At 52.6% G+C, this 19,602-nt stretch carries 26 protein-coding genes; 22 read left to right on the top strand and 4 right to left on the bottom strand.

From position 1 onward, the window contains the following. Positions 1–15 precede the first annotated feature (15 nt). From QRN50_RS24475 to QRN50_RS24450, 6 genes are all read left to right on the top strand, one after another. Positions 16–339: a DUF190 domain-containing protein gene (locus QRN50_RS24475; protein ID WP_003425060.1), complete on the top strand. Its 324-nt coding sequence runs from the start codon at positions 16–18 to the stop codon at positions 337–339. Positions 340–381: 42 nt separating this feature from the next. Next, positions 382–648, top strand: a complete 267-nt coding sequence (locus QRN50_RS24470; RefSeq protein WP_003317536.1) for a hypothetical protein — start codon at positions 382–384, stop codon at positions 646–648. A 94-nt stretch (positions 649–742) separates the two neighbouring features. Next, complete coding sequence (locus QRN50_RS24465) at positions 743–1,084, top strand: hypothetical protein (RefSeq protein WP_003317535.1); 342 nt, start codon at positions 743–745, stop codon at positions 1,082–1,084. A gap of 73 nt (positions 1,085–1,157) precedes the next feature. Next, on the top strand, positions 1,158–2,441 hold the full coding sequence (eno, locus tag QRN50_RS24460) for a phosphopyruvate hydratase (RefSeq protein ID WP_003317534.1): 1,284 nt from the start codon (positions 1,158–1,160) through the stop codon (positions 2,439–2,441). A gap of 115 nt (positions 2,442–2,556) precedes the next feature. Next, positions 2,557–3,102: an inorganic diphosphatase gene (gene ppa, locus QRN50_RS24455; protein WP_003317533.1), complete on the top strand. Its 546-nt coding sequence runs from the start codon at positions 2,557–2,559 to the stop codon at positions 3,100–3,102. Then, positions 3,102–3,704, top strand: coding sequence for a uracil-DNA glycosylase (locus tag QRN50_RS24450; RefSeq protein WP_003317532.1), 603 nt, complete (start codon positions 3,102–3,104; stop codon positions 3,702–3,704). Before ppa ends, QRN50_RS24450 begins: the two co-directional genes overlap by 1 nt. 8 nt (positions 3,705–3,712) lie before the next feature. Here QRN50_RS24450 and QRN50_RS24445 read toward each other — a convergent pair whose 3' ends face one another. Further along, on the bottom strand, positions 3,713–4,882 hold the full coding sequence (locus tag QRN50_RS24445) for a TDT family transporter (RefSeq protein WP_010428856.1): 1,170 nt from the start codon (positions 4,880–4,882) through the stop codon (positions 3,713–3,715). Between the two features lie 117 nt (positions 4,883–4,999). Here QRN50_RS24445 and QRN50_RS24440 point away from each other — a divergent pair, with 117 nt between their 5' ends. The 3 genes from QRN50_RS24440 (at position 5,000) to QRN50_RS24430 (ending at position 7,757) form a co-directional block, all read left to right on the top strand. Beyond that, a complete protein-coding gene (locus tag QRN50_RS24440) occupies positions 5,000–5,896 on the top strand; it encodes a LysR family transcriptional regulator (RefSeq protein ID WP_096126572.1) in 897 nt (298 codons plus the stop codon). A gap of 157 nt (positions 5,897–6,053) precedes the next feature. Continuing rightward, positions 6,054–7,046: a beta-propeller fold lactonase family protein gene (locus QRN50_RS24435; RefSeq protein WP_003317529.1), complete on the top strand. Its 993-nt coding sequence runs from the start codon at positions 6,054–6,056 to the stop codon at positions 7,044–7,046. Positions 7,047–7,376: 330 nt separating this feature from the next. After that, positions 7,377–7,757 carry a COG4315 family predicted lipoprotein gene (locus QRN50_RS24430; protein WP_003317528.1) on the top strand — a complete coding sequence of 127 codons (381 nt, stop codon included), beginning with the start codon at positions 7,377–7,379 and terminating at the stop codon, positions 7,755–7,757. Between the two features lie 714 nt (positions 7,758–8,471). Here QRN50_RS24430 and QRN50_RS24425 read toward each other — a convergent pair. Beyond that, positions 8,472–9,434: a tyrosine-type recombinase/integrase gene (locus QRN50_RS24425; protein ID WP_096126573.1), complete on the bottom strand. Its 963-nt coding sequence runs from the start codon at positions 9,432–9,434 to the stop codon at positions 8,472–8,474. A gap of 332 nt (positions 9,435–9,766) precedes the next feature. Between QRN50_RS24425 and QRN50_RS24420 the strand changes: the two genes are divergently transcribed. Together QRN50_RS24420 and QRN50_RS24415 are read left to right on the top strand one after the other, a co-directional pair. Then, the gene (locus tag QRN50_RS24420) at positions 9,767–10,015 is read left to right on the top strand and encodes a type II toxin-antitoxin system prevent-host-death family antitoxin (protein WP_020304268.1); all 249 of its coding nucleotides are present in this window, start codon (positions 9,767–9,769) and stop codon (positions 10,013–10,015) included. Positions 10,016–10,027: 12 nt separating this feature from the next. Then, on the top strand, positions 10,028–10,378 hold the full coding sequence (locus QRN50_RS24415; protein WP_020304269.1) for a type II toxin-antitoxin system RelE/ParE family toxin: 351 nt from the start codon (positions 10,028–10,030) through the stop codon (positions 10,376–10,378). A gap of 115 nt (positions 10,379–10,493) precedes the next feature. Here the strand turns inward: QRN50_RS24415 and QRN50_RS24410 are convergent, their stop codons facing one another. Further along, positions 10,494–11,267, bottom strand: coding sequence for a helix-turn-helix transcriptional regulator (locus tag QRN50_RS24410; protein WP_020304270.1), 774 nt, complete (start codon positions 11,265–11,267; stop codon positions 10,494–10,496). A 108-nt stretch (positions 11,268–11,375) separates the two neighbouring features. Between QRN50_RS24410 and QRN50_RS24405 the strand changes: the two genes are divergently transcribed. Further along, positions 11,376–12,476 carry a polyamine ABC transporter substrate-binding protein gene (locus tag QRN50_RS24405; RefSeq protein ID WP_057445130.1) on the top strand — a complete coding sequence of 367 codons (1,101 nt, stop codon included), beginning with the start codon at positions 11,376–11,378 and terminating at the stop codon, positions 12,474–12,476. Between the two features lie 97 nt (positions 12,477–12,573). Beyond that, complete coding sequence (locus QRN50_RS24400; RefSeq protein WP_020304272.1) at positions 12,574–12,771, top strand: hypothetical protein; 198 nt, start codon at positions 12,574–12,576, stop codon at positions 12,769–12,771. Positions 12,772–12,782: 11 nt separating this feature from the next. Here QRN50_RS24400 and QRN50_RS24395 read toward each other — a convergent pair whose 3' ends face one another. Next, the gene (locus QRN50_RS24395; protein ID WP_046235773.1) at positions 12,783–13,178 is read right to left on the bottom strand and encodes a helix-turn-helix domain-containing protein; all 396 of its coding nucleotides are present in this window, start codon (positions 13,176–13,178) and stop codon (positions 12,783–12,785) included. Positions 13,179–13,394: 216 nt separating this feature from the next. Here QRN50_RS24395 and QRN50_RS24390 point away from each other — a divergent pair, with 216 nt between their 5' ends. The 9 genes from QRN50_RS24390 to QRN50_RS24350 form a co-directional block, all read left to right on the top strand. Next, complete coding sequence (locus QRN50_RS24390) at positions 13,395–13,907, top strand: transcription termination/antitermination NusG family protein (RefSeq protein ID WP_055005870.1); 513 nt, start codon at positions 13,395–13,397, stop codon at positions 13,905–13,907. A gap of 104 nt (positions 13,908–14,011) precedes the next feature. Continuing rightward, a complete protein-coding gene (locus QRN50_RS24385; protein ID WP_017279420.1) occupies positions 14,012–14,254 on the top strand; it encodes a hypothetical protein in 243 nt (80 codons plus the stop codon). 12 nt (positions 14,255–14,266) lie between these two features. Further along, positions 14,267–14,974, top strand: coding sequence for a lytic transglycosylase domain-containing protein (locus QRN50_RS24380; protein ID WP_025391076.1), 708 nt, complete (start codon positions 14,267–14,269; stop codon positions 14,972–14,974). Next, complete coding sequence (locus tag QRN50_RS24375) at positions 14,974–15,309, top strand: hypothetical protein (protein ID WP_025391077.1); 336 nt, start codon at positions 14,974–14,976, stop codon at positions 15,307–15,309. Before QRN50_RS24380 ends, QRN50_RS24375 begins: the two co-directional genes overlap by 1 nt. Before the next feature lie 12 nt (positions 15,310–15,321). After that, entirely contained in the window at positions 15,322–15,798 is a 477-nt protein-coding gene (locus QRN50_RS24370) for a VirB3 family type IV secretion system protein (RefSeq protein WP_040118647.1), read from the top strand. Beyond that, complete coding sequence (locus QRN50_RS24365) at positions 15,713–18,211, top strand: VirB4 family type IV secretion system protein (RefSeq protein ID WP_239986799.1); 2,499 nt, start codon at positions 15,713–15,715, stop codon at positions 18,209–18,211. Before QRN50_RS24370 ends, QRN50_RS24365 begins: the two co-directional genes overlap by 86 nt. Next, positions 18,208–18,894, top strand: coding sequence for a P-type DNA transfer protein VirB5 (gene virB5, locus QRN50_RS24360; RefSeq protein ID WP_025391079.1), 687 nt, complete (start codon positions 18,208–18,210; stop codon positions 18,892–18,894). Before QRN50_RS24365 ends, virB5 begins: the two co-directional genes overlap by 4 nt. A 28-nt stretch (positions 18,895–18,922) precedes the next feature. After that, a complete protein-coding gene (locus QRN50_RS24355; protein ID WP_025391080.1) occupies positions 18,923–19,276 on the top strand; it encodes a hypothetical protein in 354 nt (117 codons plus the stop codon). A gap of 10 nt (positions 19,277–19,286) precedes the next feature. After that, positions 19,287–19,602 (top strand): type IV secretion system protein (locus tag QRN50_RS24350; RefSeq protein WP_285427641.1); only part of this gene is annotated, 316 nt, incomplete at its 3' end.

The following is a 19,602-nucleotide window of genomic DNA, read 5'->3' as shown; positions in this document are numbered from 1 at the left end:
TTAGAGGATGTAGCTATGAACGGCTTTCAACTGACGTTTTTCACCGAACAGAGTACCAACTACCAGCACCTTCCACTGGGAGAGTGGTTGGTCGAGTTCGCCAAGCGAGAAGGCGCGTTGGGTGCGACGTTGGTGAGCGGTACAGAGGGGCTAGATCATTTGGGGCATTTGCATACGGCGCATTTCCTCGGCGGTGCCGACCATCCCGTCACGGTGACTATATCCACTGATGAAATTGGGTGCGACAGGTTGCTGGAGGCATTGGCCAAGGAGTCGTTTTCACTGAGCTATATCAAATTGCCCATCGAATACGGTCGAGTGGGCCAGGCGAAAAACTAAAAAACGCACCTTGTTGGACAACCGATAAAAAGGATAAACGCCATGTACCGAGTTTATAACCTACGTCCACAGCCAGCCCCCGCTAACTGGGCTCATGACAACAGGCAGCTCCTCGTAGGACTGGTTTTTTGGTCGCTTTTTCTGGCGGGCATCGCAGACAATCAAAAGATTTCGAGCGAGGGGTGGTACGTCGTCACCCCGCTCGAAGGCGCATTAGTCACGATGCGTATGCCCAGTGAAAAGTCCTGCAAGGCCGACGTAGCCCAGACCTGCGTACCGGGCTACGAGCTGAGAGCACAGCAACATTGAGCGCGATGGCGGTTGGCAATCCAAAGATGAGATCGCGAAATGGAGCTCACCGACGTCGGCTCATCAAAATCATTTTAGAGAATTGGGAGACCACATGAGCGCAGTGACGCTGAGCATCGTATTCGGGCTTGTGATGGGCAGGTTTTTCACAGGATCCGTCTATGAGTTCGCCGCGCTTTTCATCGTAAGCGTTGGAGTGTCCTTGCTGACCTTTCATCTGCTAAATCAAAGGCGCGTCAGGCTACAAGCCCAGACGGCGTATTGCTGCTCTGTAATGGTTGCTTCAAACCAAATGATGGAGCTTTTCCAGATGGCAAAAAGAGGGCAGTTCATGCCCTTGGTGGGAGAGATTCCTGAACTAATTATTGGAGGCTTCTTGGTTCCCGCAATTGCGGTGTCGGCAGTGCAGCTGTTCAGGATACTCATGGAGAGCTGACGTCCGACATAGAGGCCTCTCAACGGATTCAAATGGTTAATGACGCTCCCGAATCGTTACTTGGAGAAGATCAATGAAAACGCAAATCCAGGCCATTCATGCACGTGAAATTCTCGATTCACGCGGTAACCCTACCGTTGAAGTCGACGTCACCTTGGAGTGCGGCGCCATGGGCCGGGCTTCAGTACCGTCCGGTGCCTCTACAGGCGCTCACGAAGCAGTTGAGTTGCGTGACAAAGATACACAGCGGTACTCCGGCAAGGGAGTGTTAAAGGCCGTTAGCAATGTGAATACCGAAATACTTGAGTCTCTGAGGGGCATGAATGCGATTGACCAGGAACAAATTGATCATTTGATGATTAAGCTGGATGGAACCTCTGATAAATCCAGGCTTGGAGGAAACGCGATCTTGGGCGTGAGCCTCGCCGTTGCCAGAGCGGCGGCTTCTGCGCTGAACTTGCCCTTGTTCCAATATCTGGGCGGCGAGCAAGCAGCAAGAATGCCCGTCCCGATGTTCAATATTCTCAATGGCGGTGTTCACGCCAACTGGCAAGGCCCTGACTTTCAGGAATTCATGATTGCACCTACAGGGGCTGGCAGTTTCAAGGAAGCCTTGCGATGGGGCTCCGAGGTGTACCACGAGCTGAAAGCGGTGCTTAAGGACGCCGGCTATTCAACAGCGGTCGGAGATGAGGGCGGCTTTGCGCCGGCACTCAAGAAAAACTCAGACGCCATTGAGCTGATCATCAAGGCAATCGAGAGGGCTGGTTACACCCCTGGATCTCAGATCGAGATCGCTATCGATCCAGCATCCAGCGGCTTCTATGAAAACGGCCTTTACCATCTGCGCTCTGAGGGTCGTAAGGTCGATGCTCAAGAGCTGATTAATCTCTATTCCTCCTGGGTCGACAAGTATCCGATTGCGGTACTGGAAGATGGACTCGCGGAAGACGATTGGTCAGGCTGGAAGCTATTGAATGCAGCTCTGGGTGACCGGATCGAGTTGGTTGGAGATGACCTATTTGTCACCAATGTCGAACGGATTCAGCGAGGCATCACAGAAAACGTCGCCAATGCCGTATTGATCAAACCTAATCAAATCGGAACGCTGACTGAGACCAAAGCCGCCATCGAAATGGCCTATGGGGCAAATTGGGGGGCGATGGTTTCTCATCGTAGCGGGGAGACGGTGGACAGCTCCATCGCTGATCTGACTGTCGCGATGGGGACTGGCCATCTCAAGACAGGAGCTCCATGCCGGGGGGAGCGGGTCGAGAAATACAATCAGTTTCTGCGAATAGAAGAGGATCTTGGCAGCCGTGCGTTTTATGCAGGACATGATGCATTCGTGCGCTGACGGCCTATCGCCGGTAAACCTGTTGGACTGGTTACCGTAAAAAAACGAACCACGTATAGCTGTTGGCAAAAACGTCAGTGGCATTGGCCTTTCCTAGACGCTTGGAGATATGAGCATGAGCTACACGGATATTCCAGCTGGTAACGCGATCCCCGATGACTTCTTCACCGTTATCGAGATTCCTGCAAACCACTCGCCGATCAAGTACGAGGTGGACAAGCCAAGTGGACAGATCTTCGTTGATCGCTTCCTCAGCACGCCGATGTTCTACCCGGCTAACTACGGGTTCATTCCAAATACCTTGAGCGATGACGGCGATCCTTTGGACGTCCTCGTGATTTGCCCTTACCCGGTATCACCTGGCGTTGTCATCCGCAGTCGCCCAGTAGGTGTGATGTACATGACGGACGAAGCTGGTGCGGATGCCAAGGTAATCGCAGTGCCTCATGAAAAACTCAGCTCTATGTACAGCAATGTAAAGGAATGCTCTGACCTCCCTGCGTTACTCCTCGCACAGATTCAGCACTTCTTCGAAAACTACAAAGCGTTAGAGCCGGGTAAGTGGGTGAAAATGGGCCGCTGGGGGAGCGCAGACGAAGCGCGGGAAGATATTCGTAAATCGGTAGCGGCCTATAACCTGAAGAAGGAGGCTTCCAAGTAGTGTTACTCAATCAGAAAAGCGCAGAGCAGGAAATTTCTCTTAAGGTAAGAGAAGACTTTTTGCTGCTGCCGAAAACTGCTGAATTGACGCGCTGGGTAATGGCCCAGTCCACGGGCGAAAGAACATTACCGTATTTCGATCCACTGGATGGCGGCGTCTTCGCAAGGGTATTGATCTTGTTGGAATCGCCCGCTCGAACGGTCAGTCTTCCACGGTATGTCTCAAGAGACAATCCGGGGCCTGCACAACGCAACCTGAAAGGTTTCATTGAGCAGGTTGGACTGGCACGTCACAAAACCGTCCTTTGGAATTTGTACCCTTGGTTACCAGATCTCGATAAGCCCAAGGGTCCGCTCCGCAGAGCGCAAATTGAGGAAGGTATCGAGATGCTGATCACGCTACTGACGCTTTTCCCTGATCTCGTCACTATCGTGTTTGCCGGACGTGTTGCCCAGAAAGCCATACCGCGTGTTCGGCTCGCCTTCCCTAATTTTTCATTGCTGGAAATGCCACACCCAAGCCCCCTTTCCGTTTGCACTCACCCGAATGTTAGGCAGCGCATTTTGTCCACACTGCGTCACGCCAAACAGTCGATCAAGTAGCCAAAGGCTCAGGTTTTGCTCGCCTTGCTCAGCGAGTGGATACACGGCGAGACGAACAAGTTGCCGCGATAGGCACCAGCCAGGGTTTTAGCCGCGACGATCATCCACATGACAGTCAGCATCAACACCAGCACCACGCCAAAGAAGCTAAAGAACGTGAGGTGCAGCATAGAGCCCAATTTGAGGGTTGTTACGGCGTACACTCCCAGCGGAAAGGTGAAGCCCCACCAGCCGAGGTTGAAGGGAATGCCCTCCCTGAAGTAGCGCCCGGTAATTAGCAGCGCCAATACCATCCACCACAATCCCAGCCCCCAGAACAGCACACCACCGATCAAGCCAATGCCCTCGGCTACGCCGCCGATGCTTGCCATTCCATGGGCAGCAAAGATTGCTGGAGCATCGTTGCCCAGCAGCAACATCCCCAAAGCCCCGGTACCGATCGGCCCTAAAGACAGCCAGCTCGATGCTGCCATGCTTTCATGAGGTAGTTTGTGCAGAGCCATGCGCAGTAACAGGATCACCAGTATGCTCAAGGCGACGGGCACCGAGTAGGCCCACAGCACGTAGCTGGTGATGAGCATGGTGAACTGTGCGCTCGCATCAGCGAGGTGCGGAGCCAATAGACCGCCACTGGCGGCAGCCACCTCAGCCGCAACTACTGGCAGCAGCCATACCGCTGTCATCTGATCAATGCTGTGCTGCTGGCGAGTAAACATCATATACGGGATCAGCACCCCGCAGGCCAATGCCATGGTGACATCGATCCACCACAACACTTCGGCTAAAGCGACTACCCCACCCCCCCAGCGTGGCAAACCATAAAGGAGAAAACCGTTGATGATGGTCGCCAATCCCATGGGGATAGTTCCAAAAAACATCGATACAGTGGAGTGGCCGAAGATCTGTTTGGCCTCATCGAAGAACAATACCCAACGGCTCGCGTACATCAGCGTAAACAGGCAAAACAGCACGATATTAAAAAACCACAAGGCTTCCCCTAACGCTTTGGGCCACTGCGCAACAAAGGGCAGTTGGCCCAGAGCCAGCGCCAGAATCCCGGTGCCCATCGTGGCGGCGAACCAGTTGGGTGTGAACTGCCGGATCGCTTCTCGTGGATTGGACAAAGCCGCCAGTGGATGGCTGCCGCCCATTATAGCTGCGAGTCGTGTCTCACTCATTTTCGCGCTCCCGCTTCAGTGTGCCTTCGATATGACATGGTTGAAGTATAGCTTGATGGGAATAGCGGTAAAAACGGATAGTATAGGTTTATATGACCTATAAAGAAGGTAGATTACATGAAGCTAAGCCTACGCCAGCTACAAATTTTCTGCGCCGTCGCGCAGCACGGTAGCACCACCAGCGCCGCCATTTCGGTGTCACTGTCCCAATCTGCAACCAGCGCCGCACTGAACGAGTTGGAAAGCGCCTTGGATACCAGGCTGTTCGACCGTGTAGGCAAGCGTTTAGTGCTGAACGATAACGGCCATGCCTTACTGCCTCAAGCCAGAAGGATGCTTGAGAATGCACAACTGATAGAGGCCAGTTTCTTACCCGGCCATGCCGGGCTGAAGACACGCTTGCGGGTAGGATGCAGTACCACGATAGGCAATTATGTTCTGCCATTGATTCTCGGTGAGCTACGTCAATCAACACCACATTTGAGGGTCGATGTCGACATGGCCAACAGCATGGCTATCGCAAGAAGAGTCGCTGATTTCGAGATTGATATGGGCCTGATCGAGGGGCCTTGCCACCTGCCCGAACTCAGTGCCGAGCCTTGGCTAATTGATGAGTTGCTTATTGCCGCAGGCCAACGGCACCCCTTGGCACTAAAGCAGCAGGTCACACTTGATGATCTTCGTACCGCTGAATGGCTACTGCGCGAGCCAGGTTCTGGTACCCGTGAAGAAGTCGAACAATTGCTGCTGCGTCATTTGCACGATCTCGCCGAAACGCGCCAGATCGGCAGTTCAGAGGCCATCAAGCATACCCTCGCACAAGGCATCGGCATCAGTTGCCTGTCCCGCTGGGTCGTTCGGGATCTACTGGCCTCTGAAGTCTTGGTTGAACTGCCGCACGCGTTGCCTGCACTGACCCGACGTTTTTTTCTGATCCGTCACCGGGACAAATACATCTCGCCTGGGCTTGAGCGATTCTGGGAAAAATGCAGTCAATTCGTGAGCCAGGAGTAGCTAGACCTATTTATAAAACAGGTAAGAGCTACCAAAACAAGTTGTTTCCGGAATTTATCAACGACGCATAAAGTCAACTCATTGCCCTGCAGCGATGAACGAGTTGTATATGCCAAGGCGCGACTGGGTGCCTTGCTTACCCTATGAGGAAATTCTGATGAATGTGATAAAGAAAACCGTCACAGCCCTGACGTTGGGTGTTGCGTTGGCCGCATCGATGAGCGCGTGGGCCGCGCAAGATCGCTGGACGTTTGACGGCGATATTCACAACAACTCGCTGGCCGTCAGCCCTGATGAAACGACGGCGGTGGTCTCTTACAGTCAGCGTCCAGATGTAGTGGTTTATGATTTGAAAACCGGTAAGGTTCGCCAGGTTCTCACCGGCTACGTCACGCCGCGAAATATTGTGTTTTCGCCAACTGGCGATGTGTTCTACCTCTCCGACAGCAGTTTGGGGGTCGTGCGCAAGATTGACACCAAGACTTTAAAAGTGATCGCAGATATTCCGTTGGGCGCAGGTGCTTTTGGTACCACACTCAGCAAGGACGGAAGCCTGCTCTACGTCAACAATGAAGCGGCCAGCACGCTGTCGGTCATTGACCTTGATCACCAGCGGCCAGTAGCTGTGGTACCTGGCTTCTCCCAACCGCGCCAGGGCATCCGAGTAAGTCCTGACGGCAAAACCGTCTATGTCACCAACTTTCTTGGGGACAAAATTACCTTGGTCGACAGCAAGACCAATACGATTGAAGGTGAGATCACTGGCTTCAACAAGTTGCGCGCCATCTCCATATCGGCGGACGGCAATACGCTGTACGCGGCTAACAGCGGCAGTAACAGCATCGCAGTTGTCGACACTCAAAAACGCGCCATCACAACCACCGTCATTGTTGGCAAAGACCCCTACGGCGCAGCCCTCACTCCAGACGGGCTGCACGTCTACTCGGGTAACCTCGGTGACAACAGCCTTTCAGTGATCGACACCAAAACGCTGAAAGTGACCACCACTGTGACCGGTTTGAAGGCACCCCGCCAGGCCATTGTCTTCACCAAAGACAAGTCGAAGGCGTATGTCCTCAATGAGGACTTGAGTATCTCCACAGTCGATCTCGCCAGCAACAAGGTGGTGTCGACGCTCAAGGCCGACTGATTGAACAGCGCAGGCCTTCATGGGGGCCTGCTGATACTCCACGACCAAGTGAATAATAATGAGTGAAAATGATGAGTCCTGGATGATGGATCGCCGTCGCTCATTGAGATGAGCCAATGATGCTTGACCGTGAGCGTCGCTTTGCTCAATTGAGGAAGGCACAGGGTCCGGGGGGGGGGGAGAGCCCAGCATTCCAGCAAAAAATGATATCGGGACGTTTTTTCTATGGAGTCGAATTAACCTGTTTGTGGCTCGTCTATTGTCTGATCGCTTGCCGTTTCAGAGGCAGGTGGGTCTTCTAAAAATTAAAAATGACCAAAGGAAATACATATGTTCAAAAAGATGATTCTCACCGTCGCTGTTGCCGCCAGCTGCATGTCGGGTTTGGCGCTCGCCGATGCGCCAGTCAAGCTTGCTGAAACGGACAAGGGAAAAGTACTCGTAGACGCAAAAGGTATGACTCTTTATACCTTCGGTAAGGACACCTCGGGCAAGTCGGTCTGCAATGGGCCATGCGCTTCAAACTGGCCACCTCTACCGGTATCCGCAGACGCGAAAGCGGGTCATGATTACTCTGTCATCACTCGAGACGATGGCACAAAACAATGGGCATACAAAGGCATGCCACTTTACAGCTGGGTCAAAGATACCAAGCCAGGGGATACAACCGGTGACGGCGTCAACCAAGTCTGGCACGTTGCCAAGCCGTAACGTCAAATAATTAATAGGCTGGCTTACGCCACTGGCTTTGTCAGTGGCGCAAACCAGAAGAATACACACCTGATATTTTCGCCAACATACAGCCGCCGCGCCTCATAAATCTTTGATGGATCATTTCAACGAAAAATGGGGCCGAGGTACGGTACACCTTGGACGTATTCCCGTAACGCCAGCCTGAGGATTTCGTTTGGCCGGGAGTCTGTGACGATGCGCATGGTGGTTCCATCCAGCCGCTAGTGGACCGATATTCTGAGGCAACGCCAATTAGAACGGTAGGGCATCGTAAATATGCGGGCGAAGGTCTGCTTATGGCCGAAAGCTGCCGTTAATAAGCCGACCAACAGGCGTCGCTTTGTTGGTTGGTGCGCATGGCTTACAACTCAAACAAGGGTATGGTTTTGGGCGTATCAAATCGGCCCGCACAGCGCTACCTTCAGCATCTAACAAACGTACGCTGAGGAGTCGAAACAGTGGAGACTGAACGAGGTGTTGAGGAACGGAACGGTCGATGGTCGATCGTTGCCGGACGTGCTGTATGCACTGGCTGCATGGAAAGCCAAGCGCTGGAAGACTGCGAAAGCCCCTTTCTACATGCCGACACCTGTCCAGCCAGCGATGTGGAAGGTCATCATCCATGGGCAGCGTTGCACCACATCCTTGGCAGTGCGCGTGGGTGAGCTGCCGCTTAGGCCTCGATCACTTCAATTAATACTTCACTTTATAGGTGGGTGAATCCTCCGGCCGGTTCTCCCGCCGATCGTAGATCTTGGTCGTGCTGATGTTGGCATGACCCAGCCAGGCCTGGACCTTGGCGATATCGGCTTCATGCTCCAAGGCGTTGGTGGCTGCCGTTGCTCGGAGTCCATGAACCCCAAGGCCGTCGACCTCAATCCCGGCCTTTTTCGCGTAGGCCGTGACGACGGCATAGATGCCGTTTGCCGTGATACCGGCGCCGGTCAATTTACCTCGCAGCGGCATGAACAGTGGCACCTTCCGTTCGGCCAGATGATGCTCTGAGTTTTCCAGGTACTGATGAATACGCCCGGCTGCGATCGGGTGCAACGGGAGGTATCGCACCTTGCCGCCCTTGCCGTGAACCTTCAGATGCTGAATACCGCGGCGCTCCTGAATGTCGCTCACCTGCAGCAGCGCCGCTTCTTCACGGCGCAGTCCGTGATAGAGAAGAACAGCCAATAGCGCCCGGTCGCGCTGCCCTTTAAGTGTTGTTTCATCCGGCGCCTCGAGCAGCGCCTTCGCCTGGTGGTCACCCAACGCCGGCGTCTTGCCTTCATTGCTTTCTATCCTGGGACGTTTTACCCCATGCACTGGATTGCCGCCGGCGATCGCATTGTTCTCCAGGAGGTGATCAAAGAGGCTGGCCAGCGCCGCCAATTTGCGTCGGATCGTCGCTCCTGCCAAACCGCGATGCTCGAGCTGGGCGCGCCAGGCCAAAACATGTGATCGGGTGACCACGCGAAATTCATCGGCCGAAGCCAATCCCACAAAACCGCAGAAGTCTTCCAGGTCATTTTGGTAGGCACGTCGGGTCCGAGGGTTGTCTAGGTTGGCAAACCACTCGACCGCGGCTGGAACCTTGGCCAGCGTCTGAAATTCGACCGCAGTGAGCCGACGCTGATCATTATGTTGGGCTTTCGTCAGTTCTTGCATGTCGTCCTCATGATTGACTCGGCTGCGATCATTGGCCACGTCTATAGTCACAAAAACAACATCAAATGCCGTCTCTGGTCCTAAAGCCGATAAACGGCAATAATTGGTGATAACCTATTTTATCACCACTTTCACTGTCAAAAGTTAGGAGGTGAATTTTATTGCGCCAAGTCTATGACGGGCCTTGACACTGATGAAAATATAAAGGTTGCAAATGGATCGTATTTGGTCTATATTTAGACCTGTAGTATGAAGCTTAGGCAAGAAGCGCAGTCAAAGCAGCCAAGTTAGGCATGTGTTTCTCGGTGCCACTATGAAGGAGATATCAACTCATGCGAGTTGAAACAATAAGTTATCTAAAACGCAACGCAGCCGACCTGCCTCTTGAAGAGCCATTGGTCGTCACGCAAAACGGTGTCCCGGCCTACGTGGTGGAGTCTTACGCTGATCGTAAGCGCCGCGATGAGTCAATTGCCTTGGTGAAGCTCCTGGCAATCAGCTCGCGCGAGTACTCCCAAGGCAAGCACTGTTCCACTGACGAACTCAAAGCCCGATTGAGCAGGAGGTTTGCCCAAAAATAAATAGGAGCATAAATGAATACGTTTGCACTACGCTTTACCGATGTTGCCCAGCAAAGCCTCGAAGATCAGGTTGAACATCTGGCTGTCTATCAGGGATTCTCATCAGCTGCTCAACGCATAGATTCCCTTATCGATGCCATCCAGGACAAGCTCCTGTCCACCCCGTTGGGCTATCCGGTCAGTCCTCAATTGAGTGAGCTGGGCGTACTGCACTATCGTGAGTTGAACACTGACGGATACCGGATCTTTTACGAGGTGATGGATTCTGATGGTATTACCGACATCAGCGTATTGCTCGTATTGGGTAGTAAACAGAGTGTTGAACAGGCACTGATCCGCTACTGTCTGCTACAGCCTATGTAGTGGCTGGATGGACAAAACACGCTTGTGCTACCCCATCCAGTCTAGTCTCTGACAGCGTCACATCATGAAAGGGAATGCGAGAAAGTCGCACTCCCTTTATGATGACTTTTTTATGTTAGCTTATAGTGCTTTGGAAGAAGTGAGCAAAAAGTTCTGATTGAGATTTTATATTGAGCTTACTGTAAAAGTTTCTTCGATGTACTTTCACTGTTTCTGGGGATACTGATAGCTTTCCAGCAATTTCGCTATTTGAAAAACCACTCAAAGCCAGCTTTAAAACTTCAATTTCACGCCCCGTGAGTTGTGGAGCAAGCTCTATAATCTTATCCTGCCATTGCTGGGGTCGAGAGCTTTCTTTTTCTTCAACATCAGAAGCTATACGTTGCTTCATCAAAGCCAATACCCAAGGTTTGATTAAGTCAAATATAGCAATATGCTCCTGAGTAAACCGACTTTTGCTACCCATGGATAAACAAAGTGTTCTTTCAGAGTCAAGCTGAACGTTATACTGAACTTCATCTACTGATACGAATTGTTCAAAATAAAGATGATAGTACTCTGTTTCCAAAAAGTGAGTCGGTGCAATATCCAAGAGATGAAAGAAACCGCTTTGCTGATTTTCTCGATTAGCTATGTAGAAGGGGTCAAGCATGTATAGCCCTTTGACATACCGGTTGAGCAGCCCATCTATTTCTTCTTCGTCAGCGGTATCAGGATAGCAAATTGCCTGTACCCCTTCGCTGCCAAACATCAGCACAACCCAGTTGTCGACTGGTGCATATTCCTTCAGCAATCTGACTAGCGAATTCCAAAACTCAGGCCGGTTGAGCTTTTCGATTAGTTTCGCTATCGATCTGTGCCAAATTTGGCCCTGGAGCTGGTTTGGCATCGTCTACCCCTATTGGGTTATTTAAAACCTGACTTGATACGTTTATATTGCGCCCTCATGGATTCGGTACCTATCAATGGGGACTGACCAATGGCATGGAGTAAGCCTATGAAAAGCGTTCGTATGTTGACCATCATTACTGCCTCTTTGTTCAGCGCTGGGCTAAATATTGCGATTGCGAGCCCAACCAGCGTGCATCTATACAACTGGTATGCCTTCATTGCACCAGATACCCCTAAAGAATTCGAGCACGAAACCGGCAGCAAACTGCTCATTGACTCCTTTGACAGCGCCGAGATCATGCAGAGCAAGGTCATGGCTGGGCGCACGGGGTATGACGTAGTAGTAGCTACCTCAAACGTGTTGCCGAGCTTGATCACTGCAGGAGTGCTCCAACCTCTGGATCGTAGCCAGCTCGGCAACTGGTCGCACCTTGATTCCGAAATACTGGCTAAGGTTTCTGTTAATGACCCTGGAAACCAGTACGCAGTGCCCTACCTTTGGGGGACTACCGGAATCGGATATGATGTCGATAAGATAAAGTCCGCACTAGGTGATGACGCTCCGGTGGATAGTTGGGATTTGGTGTTCAAGGAAGAAAATATTAGTAAGCTCCAGCAGTGCGGTGTAGCAATGCTCGACTCTCCGAGTGAAATTATTTCGATTGCCTTGCACTACCTTGGTCTGCCTCACAACAGCAAAAACCCAGACGACTATCAGAAAGCTCAAGCCTTATTGCTCAAGATTCGTCCTTATGTACGCTATTTTGACTCATCTAAAATTGATGCTGATCTGGCTGATGGTAATATTTGTATGGTTGTAGGATGGGCAAATGGTGCGCTTGCAGCGCAAGAGTTGAATGAGAAAAACAAAACTGGACGTCGGATAGCATACTCCATCCCTCGCGAAGGCGCTTTGGTATGGTCAGAGAATATGGTGTTGTTGAAGGATGCCCCTCATCCACAAGAAGGCATGGCGTTTATAAACTACATGTTGCGCCCTGAAGTTATTGCTAAAACTTCAAATCACACCCTTTACCCTAGTGCTAATAAAGATGCAAAGCAGTTTGTAGAGCCAAAACTTAGAAATAACGCTTCGGTTTATTTGGATAAAGATACTATTAGTAGGCTTTTCCCTTTAGAGCCCCTTCCGTTGAAGCTAGAGCGAATTCGCACACGCGCTTGGGTCAAAGTGAAGAGTGGTATTTAAGCCGGAAATTTTTGCCGTGAATATTGAGCGCGTTTTGCGTAGATTCGTTTAAGTAGAACGCTCAAGTGATGGTATAGATTCGAGGACGGAATCAGCTATGACTACCTCAGTCGCTGTACTAGAAAAACCACACCGGGATGAAATCAAAGAGCTGGTGAAACTCGTTAGAATGGATGAGAAATATGCTGCGTTGGTTGCAGACGGTTTCTTACCTCTAGATGTGCAATCGAGTATATATAACTTCCAGAGAAAAAGCCGTATAGAGGAGTTATCTCAAAAATATGGCCTGATTTAACGAGTTTTCATCTATTCAGACTGTGTCTTTTTGGACGGGTTATTGTATGCGATGAATTTATCGGTAAGACGGATGATTTCCTCAAGACTTTCAGGAGAATCGACCTGGTTGATTTTTTCTGAAAGTTCTTGTCGGAGCGATATCAATCGCGTGCGTAGAACATCTTGGCCACCAGGTAGCAGCTCTCCTGGAGAGACGTTGAAAACGGTTGCGATTCTTACCAACTGCTCGATGCCAGGCAGGTTTATGCCTCGTTCGTAACGTCCTATCAGCGGAGCGTCGCAGCCAATCTTTTCTGCCAAGTCCGCTTGGCTCAACGTAGAAGACTTCCGAAGGGCTTTGATTTTTGCTCCTACCACGCTCCTGAGAGTGTCCACAGTGTCTCCAAAAAAAACCAATAATTTCATCTGCTTGCGCCTTCACAAAGTCACAAATGTGTCTATTAGATACAAAAGTGTTTACTTTTTTTTCTGTTCCATCTATTTTGTTTCCTAGAAATCCGTTTCCTGATTGAGCTCCTTCGATCCAGAAGCGGGTAGAGCCGGCTCTCCATGGCTCATGATTCTCCCCTGGGCCCAGCGGTTCCGGAATTCGAAAGAGCGCCTGATCAAAAGGTTCTGATTATGAAAAACTGGCACGTTTTGATGCATAATTCTGCCGTTTATCAGTCACTTATGACATTGATAGAACGGTTAGACGTTGAGGTGTATTCCCCCGTCAGAATTACCTCTCGCAAACGTACGGATCGCCCTTCGTCGATAGAAAAGGAGGTTCGTTTGTTTCCTGGCTATCTGCTGCTACGGTTCGATCCCGAGGTGACACACACCACAACCATCACAGCGTTGAATGGTGCTCATGGGTTCGTTCAGTTCGGCGGTCGAACCTGTGTTTTGCAGGACTCTACGGTAGAGGAATTAAAGGCTGCTTCGCTGATTCGATCTAACCGTTCACTCGATTGCATCGAGTTTCGCAATGTGCCGACAGAGCTAGAAAAAACGCTCCGTCTGATCATAGACATGAAATCTGAAGCTGCCCGCAGGGCGGCTTTCTTCGCGCTTCTATCGCAGAACGCCGCGCTGGAGCGACTTGTCGGGCGTTCTGGGACCGTTTTCTATTCGACGGTGAACGCCGCCTAGGCATTACCTATTTTCACGATTTCACGATTTCACGATTTCCCATTTCACCGCCAGGTCTTGCTTGGCGGTGTTTTTTTGCGTTCTCACAGCCCTTAGGAGTTCCCATGGCGTCATCCGAAGATGAAGCAACCACCAAGACATCAAGCGTATATATCCGACCGATCAGGGTGGAAGCACTGAATAAAGCCGCGATACGGGTGAGTTATGAAACCAACAGCTCCAGGCAGATTTCGCCTTCTGACCTCGCTCGGTATCTGATCGATAACTTTCTTGAAAAAGCCGTCGAGAAGCTGATTGAAGATTCTCAAGGGCGGCCTTCTGGGAAGCCTCTCACTACTACCGACTAGAAGGAATTTGCAATGCTCACCACCAGTGCCTTCCTGGCCCTGGCTATGCAATGTGCTCCCTCGATACACCCTTCCACGCTTACCCCCATCGTCAAGACAGAATCTTCCTTCAATCCCTATGCCATTGGCGTGGTCGGCAAAGTTTTGCCGCGTCAACCGCAAAGCCTGGATGAAGCTGTATTAGTGGTGAAGCAGCTGGTGGAGGAGGGCGCTAATTTCAGCATCGGCCTGGGCCAAATCAACCGGCAGCATTTCGATGTCAGTCGACCCGAACCTGTGTTCGAACCCTGCACCAACTTGCGCATGGCAGCGCGAGAGCTACAGGCCTGCTATGTAAAGGCCAGTAAAGCCGATCCTGATGTGCAAAGCGCTTTGCACAAAGCCATTTCCTGTTACTACAGCGGCAACCCCAAACGTGGCTTTAAGGCCGAGGCCGAATTTGGTGGCAGCAGCCATGTGCAGCGTGTGCTGGCCAACGCAGGCGGTACCACCGTGACCGTCCCTGCGCTGGAAGGCGGCTCCGCTGAGCCAAGCCAGCTCCAGCGCGCTCAGGCCCCGGTATCCGCCGTTGAGCCGACCTATGAAAGCTGGGACGTGCTGCGTCAGTACCCGCGCTATCTGCCACCTGCACCACCGTCTGTTTCTGCTCCACCGGCTGCGCCAGCTCCTCCAGCTGTATCCCCTGAAGAACCCTCAACTCTCCCTAAAGAGGATCAATGATGATCAAACGTACCCTTGTGCCCAACAAAGGCGAGCTGGGCATTCTGCTGGTGGCTCTGGCCTATCTGCCCGGTATCGCCTCCGCTGACTGGCTCACCACGCTGAACCAGTGGGGCAGCAATATCCGCCTGGGCCTTTACACCCTGGCGGGCACCCTGGGCCTGATTTGCCTGATCTGGTCAGGTGCCCAGTGGCTGATTGCTCGCTCCACGGGCGACCGCTCGCACACCTTCATGGACTACCTGGAGCAGGTAGGTGTGCTGCTGGTCGTTGGTGGATCTGTGCTCCTCGGCACAGCGGCTTGGCAGGTGTTCGGCACCGGCGTGCCGGGTTGACCAGGAGCGCTTATGGCCAGTAACGAAGTACTCAAGAAACTGACCTTCGAAAGCTACAACGCCATGAGTCGGCCTGCGATGTTCTGGAACATTCCCATCATGCCGATGGTGGGGTTGCTGATGGGCGGCTTGGTCTTCGGTGTTGCCGCGACGTTCCTGCTGTCCTGGGTGTGGGGCCTGGTTGCTGCCTCCCCGTTCCTGATTGCCCTCATTGCCTTGAGGGTCGTGGGCCTGATCGATCCTCAGTATTTGCGCCGTATCCGCTTTGCACGGCGGCGTCTCTGGCTGAATCTCAAGTACGGCAAACCGTTATTGCTGACCCCTTTTAATCCGCAATGGAGCGAATTCTATGGCGCACGATTTTCACACAAGCGTTATGCCCCCGGAAAAGAAAGTGCCATTGATGCGCTATCCGGTCCACGAACACATGGTGACCCTACCCGGCAATCGCCTGGTGAGCCTGATCCAGTTAAAGGGGGTTTCCAGTGAAACCCGCAGTGATAACGAACTGATCCAACTGTTTCACAACCTCAACCGCTACTTCCTGGCCCTGGGCAAAAAGGAAGGCAAGCACCTGATGCTGCAAACCTACATCACCAAGACAGGCATCGAGCTGGACACGCAATACACCTTGCCGCTGCCCGCGCTGCAGGACTTCGTGGACGCTTACACGGCACCCTTTCGCAACGGCACCTTCTTCCAGGTCGGGTACAGCATTGCGCTGATCCTCAAGTACCGCGAGGTTGATGAAGGGATCGAGCGTATGAGCGACCTGTTGTCACTTTCCTCTACGTTGCTGGCCGAATATGACCCGGTCATCATGGGCCTTGAGGAAAGCGAACACGGTGCATTGTTCTCGCAGATCGGGCGCTACTTCAGCCTGTTGATTAACGGGCACGAAAAAGACGTGCTGGTCAGCGACACCCGCTTGGGTGACGCGATCATTGATAGCGTCACCAACTTCGAAAACTACGATTTTGTCGAGAACCGGCCCAATCGGGGTGGCCAGCGTTTCGCGACTACCTTTGACCTGCGCGACTACCCCAGTGGCGGGACCTACCCCGGTATGTGGGACGAGGCCATCGAGCAGCAGTTCGAGTTCACCCTGGTGCAAACGTTTCTGTTCGAAGACCGCAATAAGGCCAAGGACAAATTCAAAAAGCACGTGGCGGATCTGGGTTCGGTCGAGCGCGATTCAAAGCAAACCGAGGAGCTTGAAAATGCCATCGATGCCATCACCCTGGGCGACAAGGCGTTTGGTCGTTATCACGCCTCGCTGATCGTCTACGGCAACACCCCGGACCAGGCCATCGAGAACGGCACGAAAATGGCGTCGGTGTTCACGGTGCGTGACGCGACCTTTGTGCGTTCGACCATGAGCAACATCGACACCTGGTACACGCAGTTCCCCGGTGTGACCGAGGCCATGTACCCCATGATGAAGTCGACCGAGAACCTGGCGTGCAGCTTTTCCCTGCACTCCACTCCCACGGGCAAGGTCAAGGGCAACCCCATCGGTGATGGAACGGGCGTGATGCCGGTGCTGACGGTCAACAAGGCCTTATATGTGCTCAACGTGCATGACAGCCCACCCGGCCAGAACAACCTCGGTGAAATGCTGCCAGGTCATGCGGTTTACACAGGCCAAACGGGGGTGGGTAAAACCACCGCTGAGGCCATCCTGCTGACCTTTCTCAGCCGCTTCGATCCGCTGATTTTCAGCATCGACTACAACGAGTCTTTGAGACATCTGCTGTGTGGGTTGGGTGCCGAGTATTACACCGTGCAGCCTGGGCACTTCACCGGCGTCAACCCGTTTCAGTTTCACGACCGTCCTGGGTTGCGGCAAATGCTGAATGATCTGGTGCTGTGCTGCGCCGGTGGTCCAGCGAAGACCGATGAAGCCGACCAGCGCACGATCAAGGATTCGGTCGAAGCGGTCATGGCGCATACCAATGTGCGACTTCGGGGCATGTCGCTGCTGCTGCAAAACATCCCCCATCGGGGTGGCAATTGCCTGCATACCCGGCTGTCGAAATGGTGCCGTTTGGCCGGTGAAGGCCGCGAAGGTCAGTACGCCTGGGTTCTGGACTCGCCGATCAACCAGTTCAATGCGCAGACCTACCGGCGTCTGGCCTTTGACTGCACGCAGTTGCTCAAAAACGACTACGCCGAGAAGCACCCCGAAGTCATGGAAGCGTTTCTGAACACGTTGTTCTACATGAAACGCGAAATGCACGAAGCCCGCCCCGGCAATCTGCTGTTGAACGTGGTGGCCGAGTATTGGGCACCGCTGTCGTTCAAAAGCACGGCGGACGCAATCAAAGAGGTCCTGCAGAGCGGACGCATGCGCGGGGAAATCCTGATCATGGACACCCAGTACCCCGAGCAAGCACTGGCGACGCCTTACGCAGCAGCCGTCATTCAGCAAGTGACAACGCCTATCTGGCTCCCAAACAAGAAAGCCCAGGCCGAGAGCTACGCCAAGTTCGGCGTCACCGGCAAGTTGTTTGAGGCAGTGCGTGATATGGGACCGCTGAGCCGGGAAATGGTGGTGCAACAGGGGCACCAGACGGTGAAGCTGAAAATGGAGCTGGACGGCCCGCTCAAGTATTGGTTGCCGCTGTTATCCGCCACTCAAAAGAACCTGGCAGTGGCTGAACGTATTCGGCAACACCTGGGCACGACCGATCCCATGGTCTGGGTCGATGCGTTCCTGGTGGCCGAGGCTGTGCGCCAATGGTTGAACACCGACGATCCCGCTGTATGGCTGCCCGCGTTCGACTATGCCGAGGGCCTGCGCCAGTCCATGAAGACGCGGGATGCACAGCGCTGGATGCCGGCCTTTCAAAAAGCCTGGAAAGCCCTTCAGGAACAGAATGAAATCGAGGTTTCGTCATGAAAAATCACGTGATGGCTTACGCGCTTAGCGCGCTCATGTTGACCACAGTCCTGCCTGCTGCGCATGCGGCAGTACCAGGCGTTCCGGTCCTGGATCCGTCTAACCTGCTCGCGCTGAAGGCGAATGCGTTGGCCCAGGCCAAGCAGGCGATGGACGCGCTGAGCACGGCCAAAGACGCGATCACACAGACCGCGCAGCAATACAACCACTACAAAAGCATCATCACCGGCAACGACATGTTGGGTGGGTTCCTGAACGACCCAGCCTTGAACAAGGTAATGCCTCTGGGGGACTGGGCCGATGTGTATAGCACGGGACGGGATATCGCCAGTTTGCGTGACCGCTACGGCTTAACTTCGGATAATGCCAGCGTGCAGGCGAAATTCGATCAGATGATGTCGGCTGCCGATGCGCTGGAGCGCAATTACAACGCCAGCACTGAACGGGTCAAGAACGCCGAGCTGCTAAGGGCCCGGTTAAACGAGGTACAGACCCCACAACAGAAGGAAGATCTACAGCTGCGTTACCAACAGGAGCTGATCGAGCAGCAAAACCAGCAGATGCGGCTGGCCAACATGCAGATGCTCCAGCAGCAGCAAGAGAAAATGGAAAATGAACAGCGGGCCCAAGCGTTTAGTGATTACATGAAAGGTAAAACTAGCGTACGGCCTAGCTACGATTGATTACTAAGTTCACAAGGGAATATGACCTATGCTTAAAAAAATGAGTTCTTTGTTTTGTTTAGTGCTGTTTGCATTTGCACTGTCCGGGTGCGGTGATGATAAAGGGCAAGAATTTGTTGGGCGATGGACCGGTGAAAACAAAACCAGAATGGGCAAGCCAACCTATGTGATGGATATATCAAAGGATGGAGAAGTCTTCCACATTAACCTTGAAACCACAGCTGATATTGTGGGGTATGGGAAAATGAAAAAAGACCTGCAGCGACTTGAAGCAAAAGCAGAGTCAGACAGTGTGCTAAGCATGGCCGGTGGTCTTGCAACCATGCGCTTGGAAGGTAAGGTTATTCACTTCGACGGCACAACGTATAGCCGATCAAAATAACGGAGGCGGCATGGACGTAACAAAAATAGCCCAGACGTTGTTTGATTTCGTTGATGCCGCTCTGCAAAGCGCTTTGGTCACCGGCATGGCAAAGGTGATGCTGGGACTTGGAGCGCTATTCGGAACCATGTGGTTGATCAACTTCACGCTTCGAAACATTCAATGGTTGTACCGTGGCATGAACGTCGCTTTCGAAGACGTGGCGAAAGAAATTGCAAAAATGGCTTTTATCACCGCATGTGCATTCAACCTGGAGTGGTACGTAAATACAATCGTACCCTTTGTCACCGGCCTCCCCAATTGGATGGGGGGGGCCATGGGGGGGG

It is taken from the genome of Pseudomonas sp. MEJ108 (genome assembly GCF_030208985.1).
Classification (GTDB): Bacteria; Pseudomonadota; Gammaproteobacteria; order Pseudomonadales; family Pseudomonadaceae; genus Aquipseudomonas; species Aquipseudomonas fragariae.
This window is presented reverse-complemented; position numbering and strand designations above follow the sequence as displayed.